This window comes from Corynebacterium sp. HMSC075D04, from assembly GCF_001815635.1.
In the GTDB taxonomy this organism is placed as follows: domain Bacteria; phylum Actinomycetota; class Actinomycetes; order Mycobacteriales; family Mycobacteriaceae; genus Corynebacterium; species Corynebacterium coyleae.
Genome location: NZ_KV821326.1, coordinates 1 through 628, shown reverse-complemented (window position 1 = coordinate 628; position 628 = coordinate 1). Strand labels below are relative to the sequence as shown.

At 54.5% G+C, this 628-nt stretch carries 1 rRNA gene; it reads right to left on the bottom strand.

The annotated features are described in order from the left end of the window. Positions 1-112: 112 nt before the first annotated feature. Positions 113-628, bottom strand: a 16S ribosomal RNA gene (locus HMPREF3048_RS04105); the annotation flags it as partial.

Here is a 628-nt window from a genome sequence, read left to right as displayed (position 1 = left end):
TGGTTGGGTGTGTCTCCACCCGGACATTTTTAAAACAAACAGGTGGCAGTACCACACTCGGATACTCAACCACCACACCCACAACTGTGGGCGAAAAATAAAAGCTCCTTAGAAAGGAGGTGATCCAGCCGCACCTTCCGGTACGGCTACCTTGTTACGACTTCGTCCCAATCGCCGATCCCACCTTCGACAGCTCCCATGACAGGCCACTGGCTTCGGGTGTTACCAACTTTCATGACGTGACGGGCGGTGTGTACAAGGCCCGGGAACGTATTCACCGCAGCGTTGCTGATCTGCGATTACTAGCGACTCCGACTTCATGGGGTCGAGTTGCAGACCCCAATCCGAACTAAGGCCGGCTTTCAGCGATTAGCACACCCTCACAGGCTCGCAAACGCGTTGTACCGACCATTGTAGCATGTGTGAAGCCCTGGACATAAGGGGCATGATGATTTGACGTCATCCCCACCTTCCTCCGAGTTAACCCCGGCAGTCTCTCATGAGTCCCCACCATCACGTGCTGGCAACATAAGACAAGGGTTGCGCTCGTTGCGGGACTTAACCCAACATCTCACGACACGAGCTGACGACAACCATGCACCACCTGTACACCAACCACAAAGGGAAA